This is a genomic window from Candidatus Didemnitutus sp., assembly GCA_019634575.1.
In the GTDB taxonomy this organism is placed as follows: Bacteria; Verrucomicrobiota; Verrucomicrobiia; order Opitutales; family Opitutaceae; genus Didemnitutus.
The window spans coordinates 2,622,820-2,644,585 of record JAHCAY010000001.1 but is presented as its reverse complement, the minus strand read 5'-3'; the positions used below and the strand labels follow the sequence as shown (position 1 = coordinate 2,644,585).

Annotated in this window: 19 protein-coding genes; 8 read left to right on the top strand and 11 right to left on the bottom strand. The window is 67.0% G+C overall.

Features of this window, described 5'->3' with window-relative positions:
• Window positions 1-9: 9 nt before the first annotated feature.
• The 3 genes from KF715_11095 to KF715_11085 all read left to right on the top strand — a co-directional run bounded on the left by KF715_11095 (window position 10) and on the right by KF715_11085 (window position 6,245).
• The gene (locus KF715_11095; GenBank protein ID MBX3737229.1) at window positions 10-1,995 is read left to right on the top strand and encodes a S9 family peptidase; all 1,986 of its coding nucleotides are present in this window, start codon (window positions 10-12) and stop codon (window positions 1,993-1,995) included.
• A 211-nt stretch (window positions 1,996-2,206) separates the two neighbouring features.
• Entirely contained in the window at window positions 2,207-4,129 is a 1,923-nt protein-coding gene (locus KF715_11090) for a S9 family peptidase (protein MBX3737228.1), read from the top strand.
• A gap of 100 nt (window positions 4,130-4,229) precedes the next feature.
• Window positions 4,230-6,245: a S9 family peptidase gene (locus tag KF715_11085; protein ID MBX3737227.1), complete on the top strand. Its 2,016-nt coding sequence runs from the start codon at window positions 4,230-4,232 to the stop codon at window positions 6,243-6,245.
• Between the two features lie 49 nt (window positions 6,246-6,294).
• Here the strand turns inward: KF715_11085 and KF715_11080 are convergent, their stop codons facing one another.
• On the bottom strand, window positions 6,295-7,185 hold the full coding sequence (locus KF715_11080; GenBank protein MBX3737226.1) for a class I SAM-dependent methyltransferase: 891 nt from the start codon (window positions 7,183-7,185) through the stop codon (window positions 6,295-6,297).
• Between the two features lie 134 nt (window positions 7,186-7,319).
• Here KF715_11080 and KF715_11075 point away from each other — a divergent pair, with 134 nt between their 5' ends.
• Window positions 7,320-8,018, top strand: a complete 699-nt coding sequence (locus KF715_11075; protein MBX3737225.1) for a DUF1223 domain-containing protein — start codon at window positions 7,320-7,322, stop codon at window positions 8,016-8,018.
• On the opposite strand, the gene KF715_11070 is transcribed toward KF715_11075, so the two are convergent.
• From KF715_11070 to KF715_11035, 8 genes are all read right to left on the bottom strand, one after another.
• Window positions 8,012-8,347: a hypothetical protein gene (locus tag KF715_11070; GenBank protein MBX3737224.1), complete on the bottom strand. Its 336-nt coding sequence runs from the start codon at window positions 8,345-8,347 to the stop codon at window positions 8,012-8,014. The two genes, KF715_11075 and KF715_11070, sit on opposite strands and share 7 nt — an antisense overlap.
• A gap of 315 nt (window positions 8,348-8,662) precedes the next feature.
• A complete protein-coding gene (locus KF715_11065; protein MBX3737223.1) occupies window positions 8,663-9,148 on the bottom strand; it encodes a hypothetical protein in 486 nt (161 codons plus the stop codon).
• Window positions 9,145-9,549: a hypothetical protein gene (locus KF715_11060; protein MBX3737222.1), complete on the bottom strand. Its 405-nt coding sequence runs from the start codon at window positions 9,547-9,549 to the stop codon at window positions 9,145-9,147. Before KF715_11060 ends, KF715_11065 begins: the two co-directional genes overlap by 4 nt.
• Window positions 9,546-10,163, bottom strand: coding sequence for a uracil phosphoribosyltransferase (upp, locus tag KF715_11055; GenBank protein MBX3737221.1), 618 nt, complete (start codon window positions 10,161-10,163; stop codon window positions 9,546-9,548). Before upp ends, KF715_11060 begins: the two co-directional genes overlap by 4 nt.
• A gap of 131 nt (window positions 10,164-10,294) precedes the next feature.
• Entirely contained in the window at window positions 10,295-10,753 is a 459-nt protein-coding gene (locus KF715_11050; protein ID MBX3737220.1) for a transposase, read from the bottom strand.
• 58 nt (window positions 10,754-10,811) lie between these two features.
• Window positions 10,812-13,229, bottom strand: a complete 2,418-nt coding sequence (locus KF715_11045) for a penicillin acylase family protein (protein ID MBX3737219.1) — start codon at window positions 13,227-13,229, stop codon at window positions 10,812-10,814.
• 101 nt (window positions 13,230-13,330) lie between these two features.
• On the bottom strand, window positions 13,331-13,615 hold the full coding sequence (locus tag KF715_11040) for a hypothetical protein (GenBank protein ID MBX3737218.1): 285 nt from the start codon (window positions 13,613-13,615) through the stop codon (window positions 13,331-13,333).
• Window positions 13,616-13,662: 47 nt separating this feature from the next.
• Window positions 13,663-14,502 (bottom strand): GNAT family N-acetyltransferase, encoded by an 840-nt coding sequence (locus KF715_11035; protein MBX3737217.1) that lies wholly within the window; start codon window positions 14,500-14,502, stop codon window positions 13,663-13,665.
• Between the two features lie 102 nt (window positions 14,503-14,604).
• On the opposite strand from KF715_11035, the gene KF715_11030 reads away from it, so the two are divergent.
• Window positions 14,605-15,882: a M20/M25/M40 family metallo-hydrolase gene (locus KF715_11030; GenBank protein ID MBX3737216.1), complete on the top strand. Its 1,278-nt coding sequence runs from the start codon at window positions 14,605-14,607 to the stop codon at window positions 15,880-15,882.
• A 61-nt stretch (window positions 15,883-15,943) separates the two neighbouring features.
• Here KF715_11030 and KF715_11025 read toward each other — a convergent pair whose 3' ends face one another.
• A complete protein-coding gene (locus tag KF715_11025) occupies window positions 15,944-16,513 on the bottom strand; it encodes a DNA-3-methyladenine glycosylase I (GenBank protein MBX3737215.1) in 570 nt (189 codons plus the stop codon).
• Window positions 16,514-17,166: 653 nt separating this feature from the next.
• Between KF715_11025 and KF715_11020 the strand changes: the two genes are divergently transcribed.
• A complete protein-coding gene (locus KF715_11020) occupies window positions 17,167-19,167 on the top strand; it encodes an OPT/YSL family transporter (GenBank protein ID MBX3737214.1) in 2,001 nt (666 codons plus the stop codon).
• 261 nt (window positions 19,168-19,428) lie between these two features.
• Here the strand turns inward: KF715_11020 and KF715_11015 are convergent, their stop codons facing one another.
• Window positions 19,429-19,857 (bottom strand): hypothetical protein, encoded by a 429-nt coding sequence (locus KF715_11015; protein ID MBX3737213.1) that lies wholly within the window; start codon window positions 19,855-19,857, stop codon window positions 19,429-19,431.
• A gap of 96 nt (window positions 19,858-19,953) precedes the next feature.
• Between KF715_11015 and KF715_11010 the strand changes: the two genes are divergently transcribed.
• Window positions 19,954-20,685: a YebC/PmpR family DNA-binding transcriptional regulator gene (locus KF715_11010; GenBank protein ID MBX3737212.1), complete on the top strand. Its 732-nt coding sequence runs from the start codon at window positions 19,954-19,956 to the stop codon at window positions 20,683-20,685.
• A gap of 118 nt (window positions 20,686-20,803) precedes the next feature.
• Window positions 20,804-21,712 carry an MBL fold metallo-hydrolase gene (locus tag KF715_11005; GenBank protein ID MBX3737211.1) on the top strand — a complete coding sequence of 303 codons (909 nt, stop codon included), beginning with the start codon at window positions 20,804-20,806 and terminating at the stop codon, window positions 21,710-21,712.
• Window positions 21,713-21,766: the final 54 nt, after the last annotated feature.

The following is a 21,766-nucleotide window of genomic DNA, read 5'->3' as shown; positions in this document are numbered from 1 at the left end:
AGAGGCGGCATGAATCGGCACTTCGGGAGGGCCACCCTGTGCGGGCTGGCAGCGCTCGCGGCGATCGCGTGCGCCGACGAGAAGAAGCCCGCCGGCGGCAGCGTGCCGCGGCTCATACCGGTGGAGGATTTCGCGCGCGCGCCGCAGTTTTTCTCGCCTGCGCTTTCGCCGGATGGGGCCTACGTCGGCTACATCGTGCAGAAGGAAGAGAATTCGGGCGTCGGTTTCCTCGATGTCGCGACGGGGAAGGCCGAGTTTCTCTGGGCGAGGCGGGACAAGGCCTTCCAATTCAAGAACGACGTCTACGGCTTCGAGTGGGTCGGCGATCGCCGCATCGTGATGATGACCTCGATGGGCTGGGTGGCCGTGGATGCGAATCGCGAGCACCTGCGTTATCTGACGGGTTTCGGTCGCTGGGCCGATGAGCATCCGGGCCAGTATTCGCTCGGCGCGCCGGAGCTTTTTCTCCCGGACGCGATCATTCACGAGAAACTGTATGATGCCAAGCGGCTGCTGGTGAGCGTGGCACCCACCGAGGTCGGCGCGGACCGCGTGCACCCCGACGTTTTCCGGCTCAACACCGAGAATGGCGCGTTCAATTCCGTGATGAAAAACCCGGGCAACGTCAGCGCGTGGCTCGCGGACTGGAATGGCGCGGTGCGTTTCGGCCTCGTGAGCGACGGCGTGAACGCGAGCCTGATCTTCCGCCGCAAACCCGACGACGCGTGGAGCCAGCCGATCCCGTTCGGCCAGGACACGATCGGCCACGGCTTCGCGGGCATCGCCGGCGACGGCGAGACACTGTATGTCTTCAAACCCAACGCGAAGGGCCGCAAGGCGCTCTACGCGCACAACCTCGCGACCGGCGAGGTGAGCGGACCGCTCTTCCAACACGACAAATACGACGTGCAGTCGGCGATATTCTCCCCGAAACACCAGCGATTGCTCGGCGTGCGCTACGTCACGGAAGGCCCGCGCCAATTCTGGTTCGAGCCCGCGCTCGCCACGTTGCAGAAGCAGATCGATGCGGCGCATCCGGGACTCGTGAACCTGATCGTCAATATGGATCGCGAGTTGCACCGGATGCTCGTCTACTCGTTCTCGGCGCGCGAGGCGGGGTATTTCACGCTCCTCGATCTCGAAAGCGGCCAAAGCAAGCCGCTCGCCGCCGTGCGGCCCTGGATCAAGGCTTCGGAAATGGCGGACATGTTCCCCGTCGCCTGCAAGGCGCGCGATGGACTGGAGATCAATGGCTACCTCACGATCCCCGTCGGGCGCGGCCAAAAGAATCACCCCATGGTCGTCTTCGTGCACGGCGGTCCCTACGGCGTGCGCGACGAATGGGGTTTCGATCCGCTCGTGCAGTTCCTCGCCAATCGCGGCTACGCCGTGCTGCAGGTGAACTACCGCGGCTCGGGCGGCTACGGCGACGAATTCTACCTGAAGGGGCGCCACGAAATCGGCGCCAAGATCGAGGACGACATCGAGGACATGACGCGTTGGGCGGTGAAGCAGGACTTCGCCGATCCGCGCCGCGTCGCGATCATGGGCGCGAGTTACGGCGGCTACAGCACCCTGATGGCGCTCGCCCGCACGCCGGACTTGTTCCGTTGCGGTGTCGCCTGCATGGCGGTGACGAATTGGGTCAGCCTTTCCGACGATTTGATCGAGGAGCACCTGATTGAAGCCATCAACTGGTGGCGCACGCAGATCGGCGGCATCGACAATCCCGAGGAGAAGCATCGACTCGCCGACGTGTCACCGGTGAATCTCGCTGCGAAGATCACCGCTCCGCTCTTCATCATGCACGGCGAGGATGACAGTCGCGTGCCGATCCGCCAGGCCCGCGCGATGGTGTCGGCGCTGAAAAAGGCCGGCCATCCGCCGGAGACGATGTTCCTCGATCAGGTGGGTCATTGGTGGCCGTCCGACAAGAAAGGCGCCGAATTCCTGACGAAGCTCGAAGCCTTCCTCGCGAAGAACCTCGCGCCGTGAGACGCGAGCGCGGCGCGCGAAGGACCGCGCGTCGGGCGCGGCTTTTCGTTTGCGAGGGCGTCAGCGCGGCGGCAAAACATCGGGCATGAATCGGCACTTCGGGAGGGCCACCCTGTGCGGGCTGGCAGCGCTCGCGGCGGTCGCGTGCGCCGAGGAAAAAGCCGCCGGCGGCAGCGTGCCGCGGCTCATACCGGTGAAGGATTTCGCGCGCATGGACGAGGTGCTCGGCGCCAAACTGTCTCCGGACGGCGAGATGCTGGGGATGGTGACTTTTGGCGAGGATCGGCGCATGGTGACGCTGCTCGAGCTGGCATCCGGCAAGGCGCAGTCCGTGCGCCTGGGCAATGTCGCGAGCTCGAAACTGGATTATTGGTATTTCAAGCAGGTCGACGACTTCGACTGGGCAGGGGACGAGCGGGTGATCATCTATTCGGGCGTGCCGGCCACCGACAGCACCGGAGGAGTGAGCTCGGCGGACAAGCGTGCGGAAAACTGGATCGGTCTCTCCGGCGACAGCCGCAGGCGCCAGCAGTTTTCCGGATCGGCCGACAACCTGATCCAGGATGTGGTGCTGCACGTCTTCGACTCGCGGACCGCGCTGATGCAACAAGCGCCGTCCGACAAGGAGTGGCTGCATCCCAACGTGGTGGAAATGGACATTCGCACGGGCGAATACCGGCAGGTGGAAAAGAATCCCGGCGACGTGAACTTCTGGTTGGCCGACGAAAAAGGCATGCTGCGCGTCGCGTTGGTGGCGGAGAATGGTTTGCTGCAAGTGCGAGATCGCGAGCTCCAGGGCGGCGCGTGGCGCGAGCGGCCTGACGTGAAGTTGCGGCCTGGAGAGACGCAGGTGCTGGCGGTGCGGGCGCAGCAGCTTTATTTCTCGCAGCTGGGCGAGGACGGGCGTTGGGCGCTCTACGCTTACGATTTGAGCGCGCAGCCGACGCAAGCCCGCTTGGTTTTCGCCGACCCGGAATACGACGTGGCGTCCGCCGCGACGCTGAGAATCGGCGGACAGCGGCTCCCTGCGCTGTTCTTCGAGCACGGCACCGGTCGGTTGCTCGGGGTCCGCTACGTCGCCGACGGCCCGAAGCAGCACTGGTTCGATGCGGGCATGGCGGAGATTCAGCAGAAACTGGATGCCGTATTCCCCGACCAGGTGAGCATCGTGGTCGACACCGACGCGGCCGGGCGGAACCTGCTCGTTTTTTCCAGTTCGGCGAAAAGTCCCGGCGCATTCTTCCTTCTCAACCAGGAGACGTGGAAAATGAAACCGGTCGCGTCGGTGCGGCGTTGGGTGAATCCGCAGGAGGCGGCGGAAATGTTTCCCATCGCCCTGAAAGCGCGCGACGGACTGCCGCTGCACGGTTACCTGACATTGCCGCCGGGCGCGGGCCAGACGAGGCTTCCGCTGGTGGTGATGGTTCACGACGGCCCGGGTGTCCGTGATGTGTGGGGTTACGACGCCACCGTGCAATTCATCGCGAATCGCGGTTACGCCGTGTTGCAGGTGAACTACCGGGGCTCGCCCGGCTACGGGGAGCGTTTCCGGCGATCCGGGCGCGATGGAAATTTCGGCGCGATCGTCGACGACGTGGTGGACGCGACGCGCTGGGTGGTGCAGCGGCGGATCGCCGATCCGCAGCGCATCGCGATCATGGGGCTCGGTCTGGGCGGCTATGCGGCGTTGAGCGCAATGGGTCGGAGCCCGGAACTCTATCGTTGCGGGGTGGGCGTCGGTGCGTTGTGCGACTGGCAGGATCTGGCCCGGCGCAAGGATTCGCCGGAGTATGCCCGGATGTATGCTTTCTGGATGCAGGCGCTCGACCTCGCGGAAGGCTCGGCGTCGGCGCGGTCCCTCATCGACAATTCGCCCGTCGCCCGGGCGAAGGAAATCCAGGGACCGATACTGCTCATGCACAGCGAGACCGATCAGGTGGTCCCCGTGGCGCAGGCGCAGGCGATGAAAGCCGCCCTGAAGCGCGAGCGAAAGGCAGTTGAACTGAAAACCTTCGACTTGGTGGGGCACGGCTATCTTCGCGGCGATCCCGGCGAGGAGTTCCTCACGGATATCGCGCGATTCCTCGCCTCGAACCTCCGTCCGCGTCCGCCCGCCGCGGCGGCGGCGAAATGATCGGCGTGCCTCCGTGTGCTCGCTTGTGAGGGAACACGCGCGCTCGCGCGGCGCGGCTTTTCGTTTGCGAGGGCGTCAGCGCGGCGGCAGAACATCGGGCATGAATCGGCACTTCGGGAGGGCCACCCTGTGCGGGCTGGCGGGGCTCGCGTTGCTGGCGTGCGCGGAAGCGCGGACGGACGCGGAGAAATCAACCGGTGCGTCGGCGGTGCCGCCGCTCCTGCCCGTCGAGGACTTCGCGCGGCCGCCCGACATCACGGCCGCCAAACTCTCGCCTGACGGCAAGCAGCTCGGTTACCGCTTCGCGCGCGAGAAGCGGTTCGAGTTGGGCGTGATGCCGCTGGAGACGGAGCGCGCGCGGTCGTTCAGCTACGGCTACTGGCCGGTGGCCGGCTTCGATTGGCTGACCTCCGAGCGCTTGTTGATCTGGGAAGGCGGACTGGCGGCGATCAACCGCAACTTCAGCATGATGACCGGCCTCACCGGCTGGATTCGCCACGAGACCCAGCGCGGCGATGCCAATTATCTCTGGACCGACGAGGTGCTCGGCCACCGCGGGCCCGACAAGCAGCGGATTCTGCTCAACGATTTCGACCACAAGGGCTGGGGCAAGAAAGCCGAGTGGTTCCCGAACGTGCTGGAGATGGACGCGGCGAGCGCGATGTTCCGCACCTACATCCTGAATCCCGGCCGTGTCGCGCAGTGGCTGCAAGGGTGGGACGGCGAAGTGCGGTTCGGCGTCGTGAAGGGCGAGAAAGTCGAAGACCCCTACCAACTGATCCAGCGCGACGACCCCGGCCAACCGTGGCGCCAACGCGAGCTGGGCGAACGCGCGCGGCATTTCTGGCTCTCCGGCATCAGCGCCGACGGCGGCACGCTTTACCTCTCGCGCGAGGGACCGACGCGGCGCTGGGAACTGGCCGAACTCGACTTGAAAACGGGGACGGTGGCCGAGGCGCCGCTGTTCCGCGCGGGCGATTACGATCTCACGCCGCCGGAGTGGACGCCGGAGTTCGCGGGCGAGGAACTGGCCAAGCCGATTTTTTCGGAAGGTTACCAGCGCCTCCTCGGCGTGCGCTACGTCACCGATGGGCCGCACGAATACTGGTTCAATCCCGATCTGGAAAATATCCAGAAGCAGATCCAGCAGATGCACCCGGACCATGTGAACCTGATCGTCAGCATGGACGACGCGGTGAAGCGCCTGCTCGTGCTGTCCTACTCCGCACGCGAGCCCGGCTTCTACACCCTCGTGGATCTCGAGACCGGCAAGGTCCGCGTGCTCGCGCGCCGCTGTCCGTGGATCAAGCCCGAGAACATGGCCGACACCTACCCGATCGCCTGCGCCGCGCGCGACGGGCTGGCGCTGCACGGCTACCTCACTGTGCCCACCGGCCGGCCGCAGCGCGATCTGCCGATGGTGACGCTGGTGCATGGCGGCCCGTGGGTGCGCGACGTCTGGGGTTTCGATCCGATCGTGCAATTCCTCGCCAACCGCGGCTACGCCGTGTTGCAGGTCAACTATCGCGGCTCCTCCGGCTACGGCGCGGATTTCCTCGACCAAGGCGCGAAGGAAATCGGCGGCAAGATTCAGGACGACATCACCGACATGACCGAATGGGTCGTGAAGCAGGGCATCGCCGATCCGCGCCGCCTCGCGATCATGGGCGGCAGCTACGGCGGCTACAGCACGCTCTTCGCGCTCGCGCACACGCCCGCGATGTATCGTTGCGGCATTTCCTACGCCGGCGTTGCGGACTGGCCGCTCCTGTGGAGGGGCCGCGCCGACGATGCGGCCAAGGAATCCTATTATTACTGGAGCAAGCGCATCGGCGACATGGACGACCCCGCCGTCCAGCAACGACTCGCCGCCGTCTCACCGGTAAACATGGCCGACCGGATGACGGCGCCGCTCCTGCTCATCCACGGCAAGGCCGACAGCACCGTGCCGTTCGAACATTCGGAGGCGATGGCCGCGGCGCTGACCAAAGTCGGCCGGCCGCCGCAGACGCTCTACCTGAACGAAGTCGGCCACTGGATTCCCAGCCACGACAAGGGCGTGAAATTCTACCAGACCATCGAGCGCTTCCTCGCGCAGCACTTGAAGGCGCCGTGAGTGCGCGCGGCGGGTTTTGTCACCCAACAGGTGACAACCGCGCCGCCGCTCACGCGCACTCCCACCGGCCGTAGATGCCGCAGGGGAGGATTTTGCCGTCGCGCTGGATCGGCAGGCCGACTTCGCCGCCGTGGATGCGGCCGCCGGCGTCGTGCAGCAGGCCGTCGAGGAGATTGATGACGACCGAGGGCGAGAGGCGCGCGGTGTAGGCGTTGATGAGGAAGAACACGGGCCGATCGCTCAGCACCTGTTTGCACTCGCTGAGCAATTCCCAGAGGTGGTCCTCGAGCCGCCACATCTCGCCGGTGCTGCCGCGGCCGTAGGTCGGCGGGTCCATGATGATCGCGTCGTATTTGCGGCCGCGCTTGATCTCGCGGCGCACGAATTTCAGGCAGTCGTCGACGATGTAGCGCACGGGCGCGTCGGCCAGGCCGGAGAGGGCGGCGTTTTCGCGGCACCATTTCACCATGCCCTCGGCGGCGTCGACGTGGCAGACACTCGCGCCCGCCGCGGCCGCGGCGACGGAGGCGGCGCCGGTGTAGCCGAAGAGATTCAACACGCTCACCTCGCGGCCGGTGGCGCGCGCGTCGCGGATCTTTTTCGAAAACCAATCCCAGTTGACCGCCTGCTCGGGGAAGAGGCCGGTGTGCTTGAAGCTCGTCGGGTGGATGCGGAAGGTGAGCGCGCCGTAATTGATCGTCCACTGGTCGGGCAGCTTGGTGCGGAACTCCCACTTGCCGCCGCCGCTCTCGCTGCGGTGATAAAAACCGTCCCAGCCCTTCCACGCGCGGTCGCCGGTCTTCGGCCAGATGATCTGCGGGTCGGGGCGGACGAGCGTGTAGGCGCCCCAGCGCTCTTGCTTCATGCCGTCGCCACAGTCGAGGAGCTGGTAGTCCTTCCACTGGTCGGCGACGATGAGGCCCGGGCGGTCGATTTGCATCGCGGGGAGAATGGGCGGCGAACGCACCGGTTGAACACGAAAAAATCCCGCGTGCCGGCGGGGAATAAGCCGGCGGGGGCCGGCCTCCGACCAACATGCGGTCAATCTGGCTGGGTTTACTCATCGCTTCCACGGTGCACGCGGCACCGCAGACCTTCACGAGCGGTTCGCACCGCACCCACCTGCTCGAGCTGTTTTCGTCCGAGGGTTGCAGCAGCTGCCCGCCGGCGGAGGCGGCGGTCGGGGGATTGCGCGACGCGCCGGGGCTCTGGCGGGATTTCGTGCCGGTTTCCTGGCACGTCACGTATTGGGACAAGCTCGGCTGGCGCGACCGCTTCGCGAGCCGCGTCTACACCGAGCGCCAATATCGCTACGCGTCCGACTGGGGCAGCGGAAACGTCTACACGCCGTGCTTCGTGTTCGACGGGCAGGACGCCGGCGCCCGGCTGGGGGCCGAGATGTCGCGCGTCACCGCCGAATCGGCCGGAATCCTGGCCGCCACGCTGCGCGACGACGGGAAAGTGGAGGTGAGCTTCACGTCCGCCGCGGCGCGCGACTGCGTCGTGACGGTGGCGGTGCTCGGCGGCGGGATCGTCTCGCCGGTCCGCGCCGGCGAAAACGGCGGTCGCACGCTGCGGCACGAGTTCGTCGTGCTGGGAGCGACCGAGGCGCCGCTGCGCGAGGGACGCGCGACCGTGCCGCTTGCCAAGGTCGATGCCAGCGGCGTCACACGGCGGGCGCTCGCGGTGTGGGTCGCGCCGCGTGGCGCGCAGACGCCGTTGCAGGCGACGGGCGGCTGGCTGGCGGAGGCCGGGGCGAGCGCCGCTCAGTAATCCTGCTCGGACTTCGCGGCGGTGCCGCGCTCGAGCTCGTCCATCGTCCGCATGAACTCCTTTTCCAAGTCGCAACCGTAGAGCTTCGCCAGCACGAGCACGCTCCAGAGGCAGTCGCTCAACTCGTGCGCGAGCTTGGCGTCGACGTCGCCCTCGACGCGACGCGCACCCGCCTTGGCCATGACGAGCTTCATCAAATCGCCGACGTCGCCGACGAAGCCCTGCGCGATCTCCTCGCGCGACCACGTGCGGCCGACGCGGCGCTGTTCATAGCGGGCGAAACATTCGCGGATCTGCATGGCGCGGTCGGAGAGCTGGGCGAATTCCATGCACGCACTCCACGCGGGCGGCGCGCGCGACGCAACCCTCAGCCGGACTCAGGCACTTGATCCTAAATTACGCCGAACCACCCCACCACGGATTACACCGATCACCCGGATGAATGAGATTACGCGAAGCTCGTTCCGCCTGATTCGTTCACCTGCTGGGCGAACGGCAAGGCCTGGCCGACGAATGGAGTATCCGTGCCATCCGTGAAATCCGTGGCTCCAACGGCGTTTTCTAGGTTCAGTTTAGCCCTCAAAGGGAGGTGGCGACTGGCGTCGGTGTGGAAACCGACGCCCACCCAACGGCGCGACTCCGGCTCAAGCCAGCTCGACCGGCAGCTCCATCGTCCCGCCGGGCGACAGCTCCCGCCAACGGCGCGTGAGGGCGGTCAGTTGCGCGACCATTTCGCCCAAGATGGCTTCGTCGACCGTCGGCGCGGTGCCGTGCGGCCGGACGCCGCGCAGTGCCTCGGTCACGAGCCAGTTGAATTCCGCGGCGGTGGGCTCCGTGCCGTTGAAGGCGCAGTTGGTGAGCTGGCCCACGACGCATTCGATCGCGATGGCGTCGTCGGGGATTTGCCGCGCGGCGCCCCGGCGTTCGAAATCGGCGATGTCCCAGCCGCCCGCGAGCAACCCGAAGAAACCCGCGCGCGTGCGCAGCATGGTCTCGACGACGTAGTGCGTGAGGTCGTGCACCGCGCCGAAACCGGCCTGCCCGAGCTGTCCGCTGGTGCTGGTGCCGTCGTCGCGCACGAAGGTGACGATCGCCTCGCCGCTGCCGCGTTTTTTCAGGAGGAACTTCACGGTGTGCGCTGCCACGAGCGCAGCCGCGCGCCGAGGCGGCCGGCGATGAGCAGCGGGGCGGACATCACGAGCATCACCAGCACGCCGAGCGGCAGGAGCGTGCCGCCGGGATTTTTCGCGAACATCGCGAGCGCCTGGCCGACGGCGATAGCGATCCAAGTGAACCAACCCGAGCGCGGCCAAATGAAAGCGAGCACCAGCGCGGCGAGACCAAACGCCGGATAGGCGACGCTCCAATAGCTCGCCGAATCCCAGGCCTCGCGCCGACCGCTGAGGCGGCACGCGATTTCCCAGCCAACGGCGCCGATCGCGAACCCCACGAGCAACGCGACCCATGCGAACCGCGGGCGCGCCTCGGGCAGCGGCGGCGGAATTTGCGGCGGCTCGGCGGGTGAGTTCACGTCCCGTAGAGCCGGTCGCCGAAGTCGCCGAGGCCGGGCAGGATGTATTTGCGGGAGTTCAGCTGGCGGTCGAGCGCGCCGGCGTGGATCGGGATTTCCGGGTGCGCCTTCTGCACGGTTTCCACGCCCTCGGGCGCGGCGACGATGCACACGAAGCCGATGTCGGTCGCGCCCTGCGCCTTCACGAGCGAGAGCGCCTGCGCGGCGCTGCCGCCGGTGGCGAGCATCGGGTCGACCACGAGCACGCGCGCGCTGGCGAGCGGCGGGAGTTTGCAGTAATAGCTGCGCGCGATCGCGGTCTCGTGGTCGCGCTCGAGGCCGACGTAGCCGACGGACACGTCGGGGAAGATGTCATGGAACGGCTGCAGCATGCCGAGACCGGCGCGCAGGATCGGCACGACGACGAGCGGCTTGGCGAGGACCTTGGCGGTCATCTTCTCGAGCGGCGTCTCGATTTCCTTGTCGGTCGTGGCGAGATCGCGCGTGGCTTCGAGCGCAAGCAGGAGCGAAATCTGGTAGCTCAGCGTGCGGAAGAGCACGGGCTTGGTGGTCTTGTCGCGCAGGTGCGTCAGGACGTGTTGCGCGAGCGGATGGGCGAGGACGTGGAGCGGCATCGGGATTTTCGATTTTGGAGTCTCGATTTTCGATTGGCGGACGAACGAGGCGGAGAATTCGAGAAACCCGCGCGGGTGGCCAGTCGGAAGGTGGGCATCGGGGTAGCCCGTGACCTCCGGGCACGGGTCGATTAAGTTATCGGTCGCGCGGTCGGACTCGGTTCCCACTGCCACGGCCAACTGATGTTTGCCGCGGCGAGCCCGGCTCGCACCGGATTGGCGCGCACATACGCGAGTTTCTCGTCGAGCGACTCATGGCTCCGAATCCGGTGGTCGAAGAAATTCGGCTGCCATGCCGCGCCGGTTCGGCGGTGAGTGAAACGTTTCCAGTCGCCGACCACCTTTGCGAGCGATTCGCTGGAGGACAGAGCAATGAGACCGTGAACGTGGTCCGGCATCACCAACCAGAGGTGGCACCACCAGCGTTGCGGGTGGTAGGTTTGGGCAGCGTCCAGCAACACAGACGTGATCTCGGCGCGAGTTAGACGAGCGTCGATTCGGTCGGTCGCGCAGAGGGTGAGAAAGTAGGTTGCGCCGCTCGCGACCCACGGCGGGCTTCGATGATGAAGTTTGGGGCGGAGGCTGGACATGGAGTCCGGAGAACCCACGCCCGGAGGTCGCGGGCTACCTTGCGGCGGTCGTGGTCGATTACGGCGTGAGCGTGAGGGTGTGCGCGGCTTTGCCGGGCAGGAGTGGCGCGGCGCGACCTTGCGCCCAGTCGTCGTGGCCGGCGCGGAAGAACGGCGAGAGCGGATGGCCGCTCTCGCCGCCGGGCATTTCGAAGATCGCCTCGTCCTCGTGGCCGGGCGAGACGACGAGGCGCTCGGACGCGCCGAAGCTGATGCCTTGGACGCGCGGCATGTTGCTGTCGCCGGGCAGTGGCTCGGCGGGCATGCTCACGAAACGCGCGAGCCACGCGGGCATCACGCGGGCGAGCGGATGCTGCATCTTGAGCGTGTTGCGCGCGCCCCAAGTGTATTTCGCGAGCGTGCCGCCGGCTTGGTCGGCGTCGGCGAGGACGTCGTCCGCCGCGGCGAGGAGCAGCGATTCCCACGAGCGGTGCTCGGGGTTGAGCAGGCGCGCGGGTTTCTCGCTGATGAGGCGCCACACGGCATCCTCGGTCATGGTGCCCCAGCGGAAGGCCTCGTAGCTGCGCTGCGGCTTGTCGAGGAAGGGCGCGAGGGTGCGCTCGCTGACCTTGGCGCGGAAGGTGCGCAGGATGCGGTAGGCGGCGGAGTCGGTGGAGGCGCGGCCGTTCCACGCGCGCACGAGGTCGCGCATCTCGCCGCGGGCCTTTTTCTGCGCGACGGCTTCGTCGGTGACGACATCGAGGAAAAGTTTCTGCCAGCGCTCGAGGTAACGGCCGCGGTCGTCGAGTTGGATGGCGAGGAGGTCGAGCGGCGCGGCCTTCTTCTTGGCCACGAGTTCGCGCAGGTCGTCGCGAATCGCCGCGGCGCGGTGGCCGTTGTCGTAGCCGCCGTCGCCGATTTTCGCGAGGGCGCCGCCGCCGACGATGCGGTTGTTCGCAGTCCAGAGCGCGCCTTCGTGGACGACGATCTCGCCGGGCAGGCCGAGCGGCGCGGTGGAAACGACGGGCACCTCGTTCTCGGGCAGCCAGCCGTCCCAGCGGCGGTCGCCGTAGCCCCAATTCACGGGCACACGGCCGTCGAAGCCGGCGCGTTTCGGGATTTTTCCGGTGAGCGTCCAGGCGATGCGGCCGACGCGGTCGGCGAGGAGAATGTTTTGATTCGGCATGCCGACGTGGTGGGCGATCGCGATGCCTTCCTCGACGGTGGCGGCGGTCTCGAGGTGCGTGAGGTCGAGGTTCATCGCTTCGGGCGAGTGCGCCGTCCAATGCACGACGTAGTAGCGGCCTTCGTCGGCGGGGCCGATGATCGGGCCCCACTCGGTCCAGCGCACGGTGAGCGACACGTCGGGCTCGCCCTTGACCTTGATGATCTCGGTGCGGTCCTCGATGTCCTTCCAGCCGCCGGGCGCGCGGTATTGCAGGTCGGCGTAGGGGTCGATCACGACGACGTCGGTGGTGTCGATGTAGGAATTGGTGAAGCCCCACGCGATGGCGCCGTTGCTGCCCGCGGCCATCGTGGGCGTGCCGGGGAACGTGACGCCGACCACGCGGCGCGCGGTGCCGGCGGCGTCGGTCCAGTTCAGCTCGGCGCGATACCACACATGCGGGACGTTGAGGCCGAGATGCATGTCGTTCGCGAGCAGCGCGGCACCGGTGGTCGTGTGCGCGCCGTCGACGGCGAAGCTGTTGCTGCCGGGCAGAAGCGCGGGCTCGTAGAAATCCGGCGCGAGCGCCGCGGTGGGTTTTTCCTCGGGCGCCTTGAGGCGCAGGGCCGGCAAATCGGGCGCAGGAAACGTCGTGCCGTCGAGCGCGGCGTCGGCCGAGCTGCCGCGTGGATCGAAGAACGCCAGCCCGCTCGCGCCGTAGGCGGTTTGCAGCGCGCGGCGGGTCAGGTCCTCGTGGCCCGTGCTGTCCTGCAAGTCGAACCACATGACGTAGACGGCGAGGATGGAGTCCTCCGCGGTCCACGCGCGCGGCGCGACGCGGAGCACCTGGTATTCCCACGGTGTCTTGCCGAGCGCGGCGAGGCCGGCGTTGGCGCCCGCGACGTAGGCATCGAGTATCGCGCGGTCTTCCGCCGGCAAGGCGGCGACGACCTTGGCTGCGGTGGCGCGGAAGCCATGCAGGCGCGCGCGCCGGTCGATCGGCAGAGCGGCCGGCCCGAAAATCTCCGCGAGCTCTCCCGCGGCGCGGCGGCGCAGCAGATCCATTTGGAAGAAGCGATCCTGCGCGTGCAGGAAGCCGAGCGCGCGCGAGACATCGGCGCGTGTCGCTCCCGTGATTCGCGGCACGCCCTGTGCATCGCGCTCGATCTTCACTGGCGCCGCGAGGCCCGCGAGGCGTTGCGCGCCGTCGAGCTGCGGCAAGCTGCCGCGCAACTGATAGTAGCCCCAGCCGAATGCCGCGAGCGCGAGGACGACCAGCACGCTGAGCACCGACAGGAGAATCTGGAGCCGCTTGACGAGAGGGGAAGTCATGGCCGTGAAGCGGCGCGAGGATTCCGCACGCCGCTCGGCGACGCCAGCCGGAAACTCACCGGCGCGCGCTCACGCGTGAGCGCCACGACCGGCGGCCGGATTCAGCGCGTGCGCTGCAGGTAGAGCGTCGTCGCCACGGTGCCGATGAGCCACGTCGGAAAATTCACGATGAGCTGGTGGAACGGCATGTGGTAGTGGTGCACCGCCCAGATGATGGCGACGTGCTTCACGGCGATCAGCAGCCAGCAAATCAGAATGAAGCGCATGAGCCGCGGATCGCGCGCCGCGCGAGGCTCCTCGACCGCGACGCCTTGCACGAAGGCATCCGCATACGCGCCGCTCGTGGCGGGGCGGCGGGCGAGCCATTGCGCAAGGCCGGTCAACATGCGGCTCCAAGCTACTCAGCGCGCCCGGATTGCAACCGCGAAACCGTTCAGGCGAGCGGTCGCGTCATCTGCCACTGCGAGAGCGGCGTGCGCGTCAGCCCGGCGGCGGTGAAGGTTTCGCCCATTTCCTCGGGGAAAATCGCGGAGGCGCGCCACTCCTTGCCGGGGAATTTGGTCATTACTGCACGCAACAGCGCGAGCGAATGACCGCGACCACGGTGCGCGCGCTCGGTGACGATGGCGCGGAGGGCGACGGTTTCGGCGGCGGGCGACGAGAGTAACAACGCCGACGGTCCGAGGCGGAACGCGAGCGCGGGCGACGTGGCTTGCGCGATGGTCTCGGCGGAGATTTGCCAGGGCAGGTCGGGCAAACCGTGTTCGGCGACGAGCGACGCAAGGGCGCGGGGATCGATTTCCTCGAGCGCAGCCGTGGCTGCCGCGTCGGTTTGCGGCGTTTCGGGCCGGCCGGCGTGGCCGGTGAGGCGGCGGATTTTTTTGAAACTGCACGCCTCGTAGAGCTGCACGGCGGGCGCGTTCTGCTCGATGACTTCGAGGACCATCGCGCGCTCACCGCGGGCGCGAGCTTCGGCGAGCAATTGGTCCATGAGAGCGCGGCCGACGCCGGTGCGTCGCGCTTCCGGCACGATGGCCATGCCGGCGAGCCGGGACGTCCAACCGCGCCGCGCGATGAGGGCCGCGCCGACCGGTTGCCCGTCGCGCACGGCGACGCGGCTGACGGTGAGATCGACGCTGTCGCCGCGCACCATGCCGAGCAGCATCGCCGGCGTGGCGGGGATCGGGACGAAGTAGTCGGAAAAGCCGCGCGCGAGGACTTGCGCCGCGGGTTCGAGGCCGAAGTCGAAGAGGCTCGGGAAGGTGAACGCCATGGCGCGAGAGAATCTCCCGTCCCGCCTGGCCGCAACCGCGCAGCGACGAACGCGGCGTGTGCCGCGACTGGACCCGCGCGCGGGAATGTGTAGCAACGCGGCATGTCTTCGCGTTTCCGTCTGGGATCGGCCGTCGTCGTCGGGTTGGTTGCGTCGCTCGTGTTGCGGGCGGAGCTCTCGCCGGAGGAGGCGAAGATCGCCGCCTACGTCGACGGGCAACGGGAGAATTTCGTGCGCGACCTCGCGACGGCGGTGCAGATCGACAGTGCGACGGAGAATATCGCCGGCGTGCGCGCGATGAGCGATTTCTTCGGCGCGCAGCTGAGCGAGCTCGGTTTCGCCGCGCAGTTCGTGCCATTGCCCGCCGAGACGAAGCGCGCCGGGCATCTCGTCGCCGAGCGCAAGGGCTCGCAGGGCAAGCGGGTGCTGCTCATCGGCCATCTCGACAGCGTGTTGCCGGGCGGGGCATTCCGCCTCGAGGGCGACAAGGCCTACGGCGCCGGATCGAGCGACATCAAGGGCGGCGACCTCGTGATGATTTATGCGTTGAAGGCGCTGCATGCCGCCGGCGCGCTCGAGCACACGCAGCTCGTCGTGGTGATGACCGGCGACGAGGAGGCGCCCGGGCAGCCGTTGGCGCTCAGTCGCAAGGATCTGTGGGACGCCGCCGCGCGCAGCGACGTGGCGCTGGCGTTCGAGGGCGCCGTCGGCCACACGGCGACGATCGCGCGCCGCGGCATCGTCAGCTGGGAGCTCGAGGTGCAGGGCGCGACCGGGCACTCGTCGGGGATCTTCGCGGACCACGTGGGCAGCGGTGCGGTGTTCGAGATGGCGCGCATCCTGGCGGAGTTCCACACGGAGTTGCGGAAGATGGACGGCATCGCTTGCAACCCGGCGCTCGTCGTCGGCGGCACGGATGTAGCGCTCGAGCGCACTGGCGGTCGGGCGGCGGGCAAGGGCAACATCATCGCGCAGCGCGCGCTGGTGAACGGCGACCTGCGTTTCCTGAGCCGTGCGCAGAAGGAGGAGGCGCAGGCGAAGATGCGCGCGATCGTGGCGAAGCATTTGCCGCGCACCTCGGCGGAGTTGCGTTTTCTGGGCGACAGTTACCCGGCGATGGAGGCGACGCCAGCCAACCGCGCTTTGCTCGCACGGCTCGACGCCGTGAGTCGCGACCTCGGCTACGGTGAAGTGCAGGCCTACGATCCGAAGTCGCGCGGCGCGGGTGACGCGTCGTTCGTGTCGCCGCCGCTGCCGACGCTCGACGGCATGGGCGCGAGCGGCCGCGGCGCGCACGCGCCGGGCGAATACATGGACCTCGCGAGCATGCCCGAGATGGTGAAGCGCACGGCAGTGCTGATCTACCGGCTGACGCGGTGAGAAGGCGGAACGGCGAAGGCGTGGTCCGTGGCTCGTCTTCGCGGTGGCGCGCCGTGTGCGATCACGCCAACCGCGCGCACTCGCGGTGGCAGGGGCAGGTGACGAGATGGTCGTTGGTCATCCCGGTGGCCTGCATGAAGGCGTAGCAGATGGTCGAGCCGACGAACTTGAAGCCGCGTTTGAGCAGGTCGCGACTCATGGCGTCGGAGACGGGCGTGGTGGCCGGGATTTGGTCGCGGGTTTTCAGTTTCGGCTGCAGCGGCGCGCCACCGACGAAGGTCCAGATGTAGCGGTCGAAGGTGCCGAACTCCTCCTGCACGGCGAGAAAGGCGCGGGCGTTGAGCGGGGCGGATTGGACCTTGAGGCGATTGCGGACGATGCCGGGGTCGGCGAGGAGCGCGGCTTGTTTCCTGGCGTCGAAGCGCGCGACTTTCTCCGGGTCGAAGCCGGCGAAGGCGCGCCGGTAGTTTTCGCGTTTCTGGAGAATGGTCGTCCAACTCAGGCCGGCCTGCGCGCCTTCGAGGATGAGCATTTCGAACAGGTGGCGGTCGTCGTGCGCGGGCACGCCCCACTCGGTGTCGTGGTAATGGTGGTGGACCTCGGCTTCGGCCCAGGGGCAGCGGTTTTTCATCGGCGCGACGATAGCGCAGCGGCGCGACAGCGTTATGTCAGCAGCGAAGCGCGGCCTTTGGATCGTGTTCCGTGTCGCACCAAGGCAATTTGCCGTAATACGGCAAATTGGCTCGGAGCGACCGGGCGCGCTCACTGACCTTTTTCGCGACCACTCTGCTTCTCGGCGAGCCAGAGCAGGAGAAACAACGCGCGCTCGGCATCCGGCATGGCGGAATTGGCGTTAAAGAACTCGTGCATGCGGCCGGGGCTCAATCCGAGAACGCGAGCGAGTTTCGACTTCTCACCCCGCGGTCGCAGATGAGGCTGAATTGCGGCGGCCAACGCGGACCACAACGGTGTTTCGGGACCAGGCCGCAGCGTGCCGCCGCGCCGGCGCGCAGGGTGCCGAATGCGCCGGCGCAATTCTTGAACGAGCGCGGTAGCGGGCAGTTCCAACAGCTCCGCCAACCGAAGAAGGTTGTTGAGGCGAGCACCTCCGGCGTAGTTCATATTTGCCGTAATACGGCAAATTCGCGGAGGGGCAATTATCGACTGGCGTTGGGCGGGCCGTGGGGAAGCGGCTGGTGTGTCCGTCTCAGTCCGAACGTTGAGGGCAACTGTGCTCTCGCCATCGCGGCGGGGGTGTGCAGGTTTCGCCGGCGTTACCTCACTATGGCCCTCCAGCAATTGACGGACGAGCAGACGCGGACGTGGACCCGCGCGCAGAAGGATCGGTGGTGGTTCGAGAATATCTATCGCGGCGAGATGCCCCAGCTGACGCTGCGTTCCGGCATCACGGGCTTCGTGCTCGGCTTCGTGCTCGCGGCGACGGCGCTCTACATCGCAGCGAAGACCGGCATCTCGATCGGCGTGAACCTCACGTCCGTGATCGTGGCCTTCGCGATGTTCCGGATGATGGCGAAGGCGGGCATCGCGCAGGATTTCACCATCCTCGAGAACAACGCCACGCAATCGATCGCCTCGGCGGCGGGTTACATGGTGACGCCGCTGACGACGAGCCTCGCGGCCTACATGGTGATCACCGGCCACATCCTCGAGTGGTGGCAGATGATCGTGTGGATGGCGGTCGTGGCCACGCTCGGCGTGCTGGTGGCGTTTCCGATGAAGCGGCGTTTCGTGAACGAGGATCAGCTGCCGTTCCCCGAAGGGCGCGCGGCGGGCGTCGTGCTCGATGCGCTCTACACGGGGCAGGAGGCGGCGGGCTTGTTCAAGGCGAAGCTGCTCGCGGTGACGACGCTCGTGACGGGCGTCTGGCAATTTCTCATCAGCGACGGCTGGATGCGCTTCCTGCAATTCACGGTGCTGCGGATGCACCAGTGGGCGGGGATGAAGGAGCCGTGGTATTTCGAGGAGACGATCGACAACTACTACTACGCGGCGGCGGCGAAGTATTCCTGGTGGGTCCCGAAGATCCTCGGCACCGATTTCAAGCACCTTGGCCTGCGGCTGACGCTCGATGCGGCGATGCTCGGTGTCGGCGGTCTCATGGGCATCCGCGTGGCGACGAGCTGCCTGCTCGGCGCGGTCCTCAGCTACGCGGTGCTGGCGCCGATCATGATCCAGCGTGGCGAGATCAAGAGCTACCTCGCGCCGAGCGGGGTATTGGTGAACATCTCGCGCGGCGAGATCGTGAACCAGTGGGCCCTCTGGTGGGGCGTGGTGATGATGGTGGTCGGCGCGATGGTCGGCCTGTTCAGCAAGCCGGAACTGTTCACGCGCGCGTTCGCGACGCTCTTCCGCAAGAAGGCCGCGCCTGCGGCCGGCACGGCGCCGGAACAGGATGTGTTGCGCGACATCGAGCTGCCGCTGTGGCTGTCGTTCGTGGGCGTGCCGATTCTCGGTGTGCTCGGCGCGTGGGTGAATCACGCGTTCTTCGGCGTGCCGTGGCTGCTGTCGTTCCTGTCGCTGCCGCTGATCGTCGTGCTGGCGGTGATTTGCACGAACTCCATGGCGCTCACGTCGTGGATGCCGACCGGCTCGCTGGCGAAGATCACGCAGTTCACCATGGGCGCGATCGACCGCTCGAATCCCGCGAGCAACATCCTGCCCGCCGGCATGACCGCGGAAATCTCCTCCAACGCCGCGAGTCTGCTCTCCGACATCAAGCCGGGCTACATGCTCGGCGCGAAGCCGCGGCAGCAGGCGATCGGGCACATGATCGGCATTTTTTCGGGCGCGCTGGCGGTGACGCCGCTGTTCTTCCTGCTCTTTGCGCCGGCCAACAAGGAGGGCGTGCGCTCGACGACGACGATCATTTCCGAACAGTTTCCGATGCCGGCCGCGATGCAGTGGAAAGGCGTCGCGGACATCATCGCGAAAGGCGTGCACAGCCTGCCGCCCTCCGCGATCATCTCGATGATCGTCGCGGCGGTGGCGGCGGCGACGTTCGAGATTCTGCGCATCAAAACCAAGGGACGTTTCCCGATCTCGGCCGTTTCCGTCGGCCTCGGCGTGGTGCTGCCGCCGGCGTCGTGCTTCATGATGTGGATCGGCGCGATGATCTTCTGGTGGAAAGGACGCCAGAACCCGACGCCGGGCACGAAGGGCCACGATTTCTGGGTCGAGGGCTACGAATCGATCTGCGCGGGCCTGATTTCGGGCTCCGCGCTGGTCGGCATCGGCAACGCGATCATGAACGTGTTGCTGGGGTGAGCGCGCATCGCTGAGGGAGAACCCGCGCCCGGAAGTCGCGGGCTACCGGGCGGGGAGGCTAGAGCGAGGTGGGCGGCGAAATTCTCACAAATTCCGCTACATGGGAATTTCTTCAAATTGGCGTCGCGAGAGTCCCGCCGAGCGAGCCGACGAAGCAATCCAGCTGGATCGCCATGGCCCGCTCTGTGGGCCTCGCGATGACAAGGTATTTTGAAGACGCGCCCTTGAAGGATGCGCGGGCGCGCGGCAGCGCTCGACCGCTCACGCCGCGTGGCAGCGCGGGAAGAGCTTCGTCATCAGCTCGTGGATCATCTTGTCCGACGATTTCTTTGTCACGCCGGGGTGAAAGTAGCGTGCGGTGGAGAGGATGACGTTGTAGTCCTTGATCGGGCGGACCGCGACGTTCAGCTCGATGAGATAGGCGCGAAAATCCCATTCCTCGCGCGCATCGTAGGTGACGATCAGGTCGGTGGCGTCCGGCATCATCGTGAGCGGACCGACCTCGGCCGCGTAACCGAGCGCCTGCAGCTCGCCCACGATCATGCGGCCAACCCCGAGGTTGTCGTTCAGCCGTTGCTCGACCCAGATGTGGCGTCGCTTGCCGAGATCGACCCGCCCCTCGGTGGTGAGCGAGCTGCAACCGGCGGCGAGTGCCGCGAAACCGAGGAGAAGCCAGGCCAGAATCTTCATGGACGCCCGCAGACAGGCACTTCCGCCGGAGGTTCGCAACTCCCGAGGTTTCGGCACTTGCGGCGGGCGCGGCGGACCGCCTACTTTGTCCGCCTTATGGGACGTCAATGGCTGCACGCGAAACGCGCGATCGTTAACCTCAAGAAGGGACAGGTCGTCGGCAAACTGGTGAAGGAAATCACCGTCGCCGCGAAACTCGGTGGTGGCGACCTCACCGCCAACGCCCGGCTCTTCGCCGCGGTGGAAAAGGCCAAGAAGGCGAGCGTGACGCGCGACGTGATCGAGCGCGCCATCGCCAAGGGCGCCGGCACGGGCGGCGAGAAGGCCAGCCTCGACCACGTCGCCTTCGAGGGCTACGCGCCGCACAAGGTGCCGGTGATCGTCGAGTGCATGACCGACAACGTCCAGCGCACCGCGCCGGAAATCCGCGTGCTCTTCAAGAAGGGCGTGCTCGGCTTGGCCGGCTCGAACAAATTTCTCTTCGACCACACCGGCATCGTCGAGGCGCACACCGCCGCGGCGGGCGCGGACCTCGAGGCCGCCGGCATCGAGGCGGGCGCGAACGACTTCGCGCCGCTCACGCATGCGGAGAACGACGACATTCCCGAAGGCACCTCGGGCGCGCGTTTCCTCTGCGACCGCACCGCGGTGCACACCGTCGCGACTTGGTTGAAGAGCAATGGCTGGAGCGTGATCACCGCCGAAATCGGCTACGTCGCGAAACAGTTTCCCGAGTTGAACGACGCGCAGCGCGCCGAGGTCGGCGAGTTTCTCCAGGAACTCGAGGACCACGACGACGTGCAGCGCGTGTGGGCGGCGGTGAAGTGACGGCCGCGCCGCATCGGGTGGCCCGCGACTTCCGGGCGCGGGTTGGCAATGCGAGTGCGCAACACCGGCGCCCGGAGGCCGCCGGCTACCTTGCAGGCGCGAAGCCTGCGCCACTCGGATGAGCGCGATCCGTTTCATCGACGGCCTGCATCTCGGGCGGCCGAAAGTCATCGGCACCGGCGTGGTGGGCGATGAGAAGCTCGCACTCGTCGACTGCGGGCCGGAGTCGATTTTCGACAACACGGTCGCGGGCCTGCTGCACACGGGGTTGCGGCCGGAGAACGTCACGCATGTGTTCGTGACGCACATCCATTTCGACCACGCCGGCGCGGCGTGGCGCTGGGCGGAGGAATACGGCGCGACCGTCTGCGTGCACCCGAAGGGCGCACCGCATCTCGCCGATCCGGCGAAGCTGCTGGCGAGCGCCACGAAGATTTTCGGCGACCAGATGAGCTACCTCTGGGGCGACATGCGCCCCGTGCGCGGCGACAGGCTCCGCGTCGTCCAGGACAACGAGATCGTCGAAGCGGGCGGCACAGTGTTCACGGCGCTCGACACGCCAGGGCACGCGCAGCACCACCACGCGTGGTGGCTCGAGCGCGAGCGCACACTGTTCTCCGGCGACGTCATGGGCGTGGTGATCGACGGCGGCCCGTGCCTGCCGCCGTGTCCGCCGCCGGACATCAACATCGAACAATGGCTCGGCTCGTTGCAGCGCATCATGAAGCTGCAGCCGGCGCGCGTGTTCTTCACCCACTTCGGCGAGATCGACGATCCCGCGAAGCGTCTCAACGAGCTCGTCGAGCGTCTGCTCGACTGGGCGGAGTGGATCGCCGAGGAGTTGAAGATCGGGATGCCGGAGGAGAAAATCATTCCGCTGTTCGAGCAGCGCGTGCGCGCCGAGTTGAAGATGGCGGGGTTGAGCGACGAGATGCTCGACACCTACGAGCAGGCGGATCCCGCCGCGATGAGCGTCGGCGGCCTCGCCCGCTACTGGCGGAAATTCCGGCCGGAGCAGATCAAGTAAGCGTGAGCCAGCACGCCAATGGACGATGCGCTGCTGCGCGCGATTGAGCGTGTG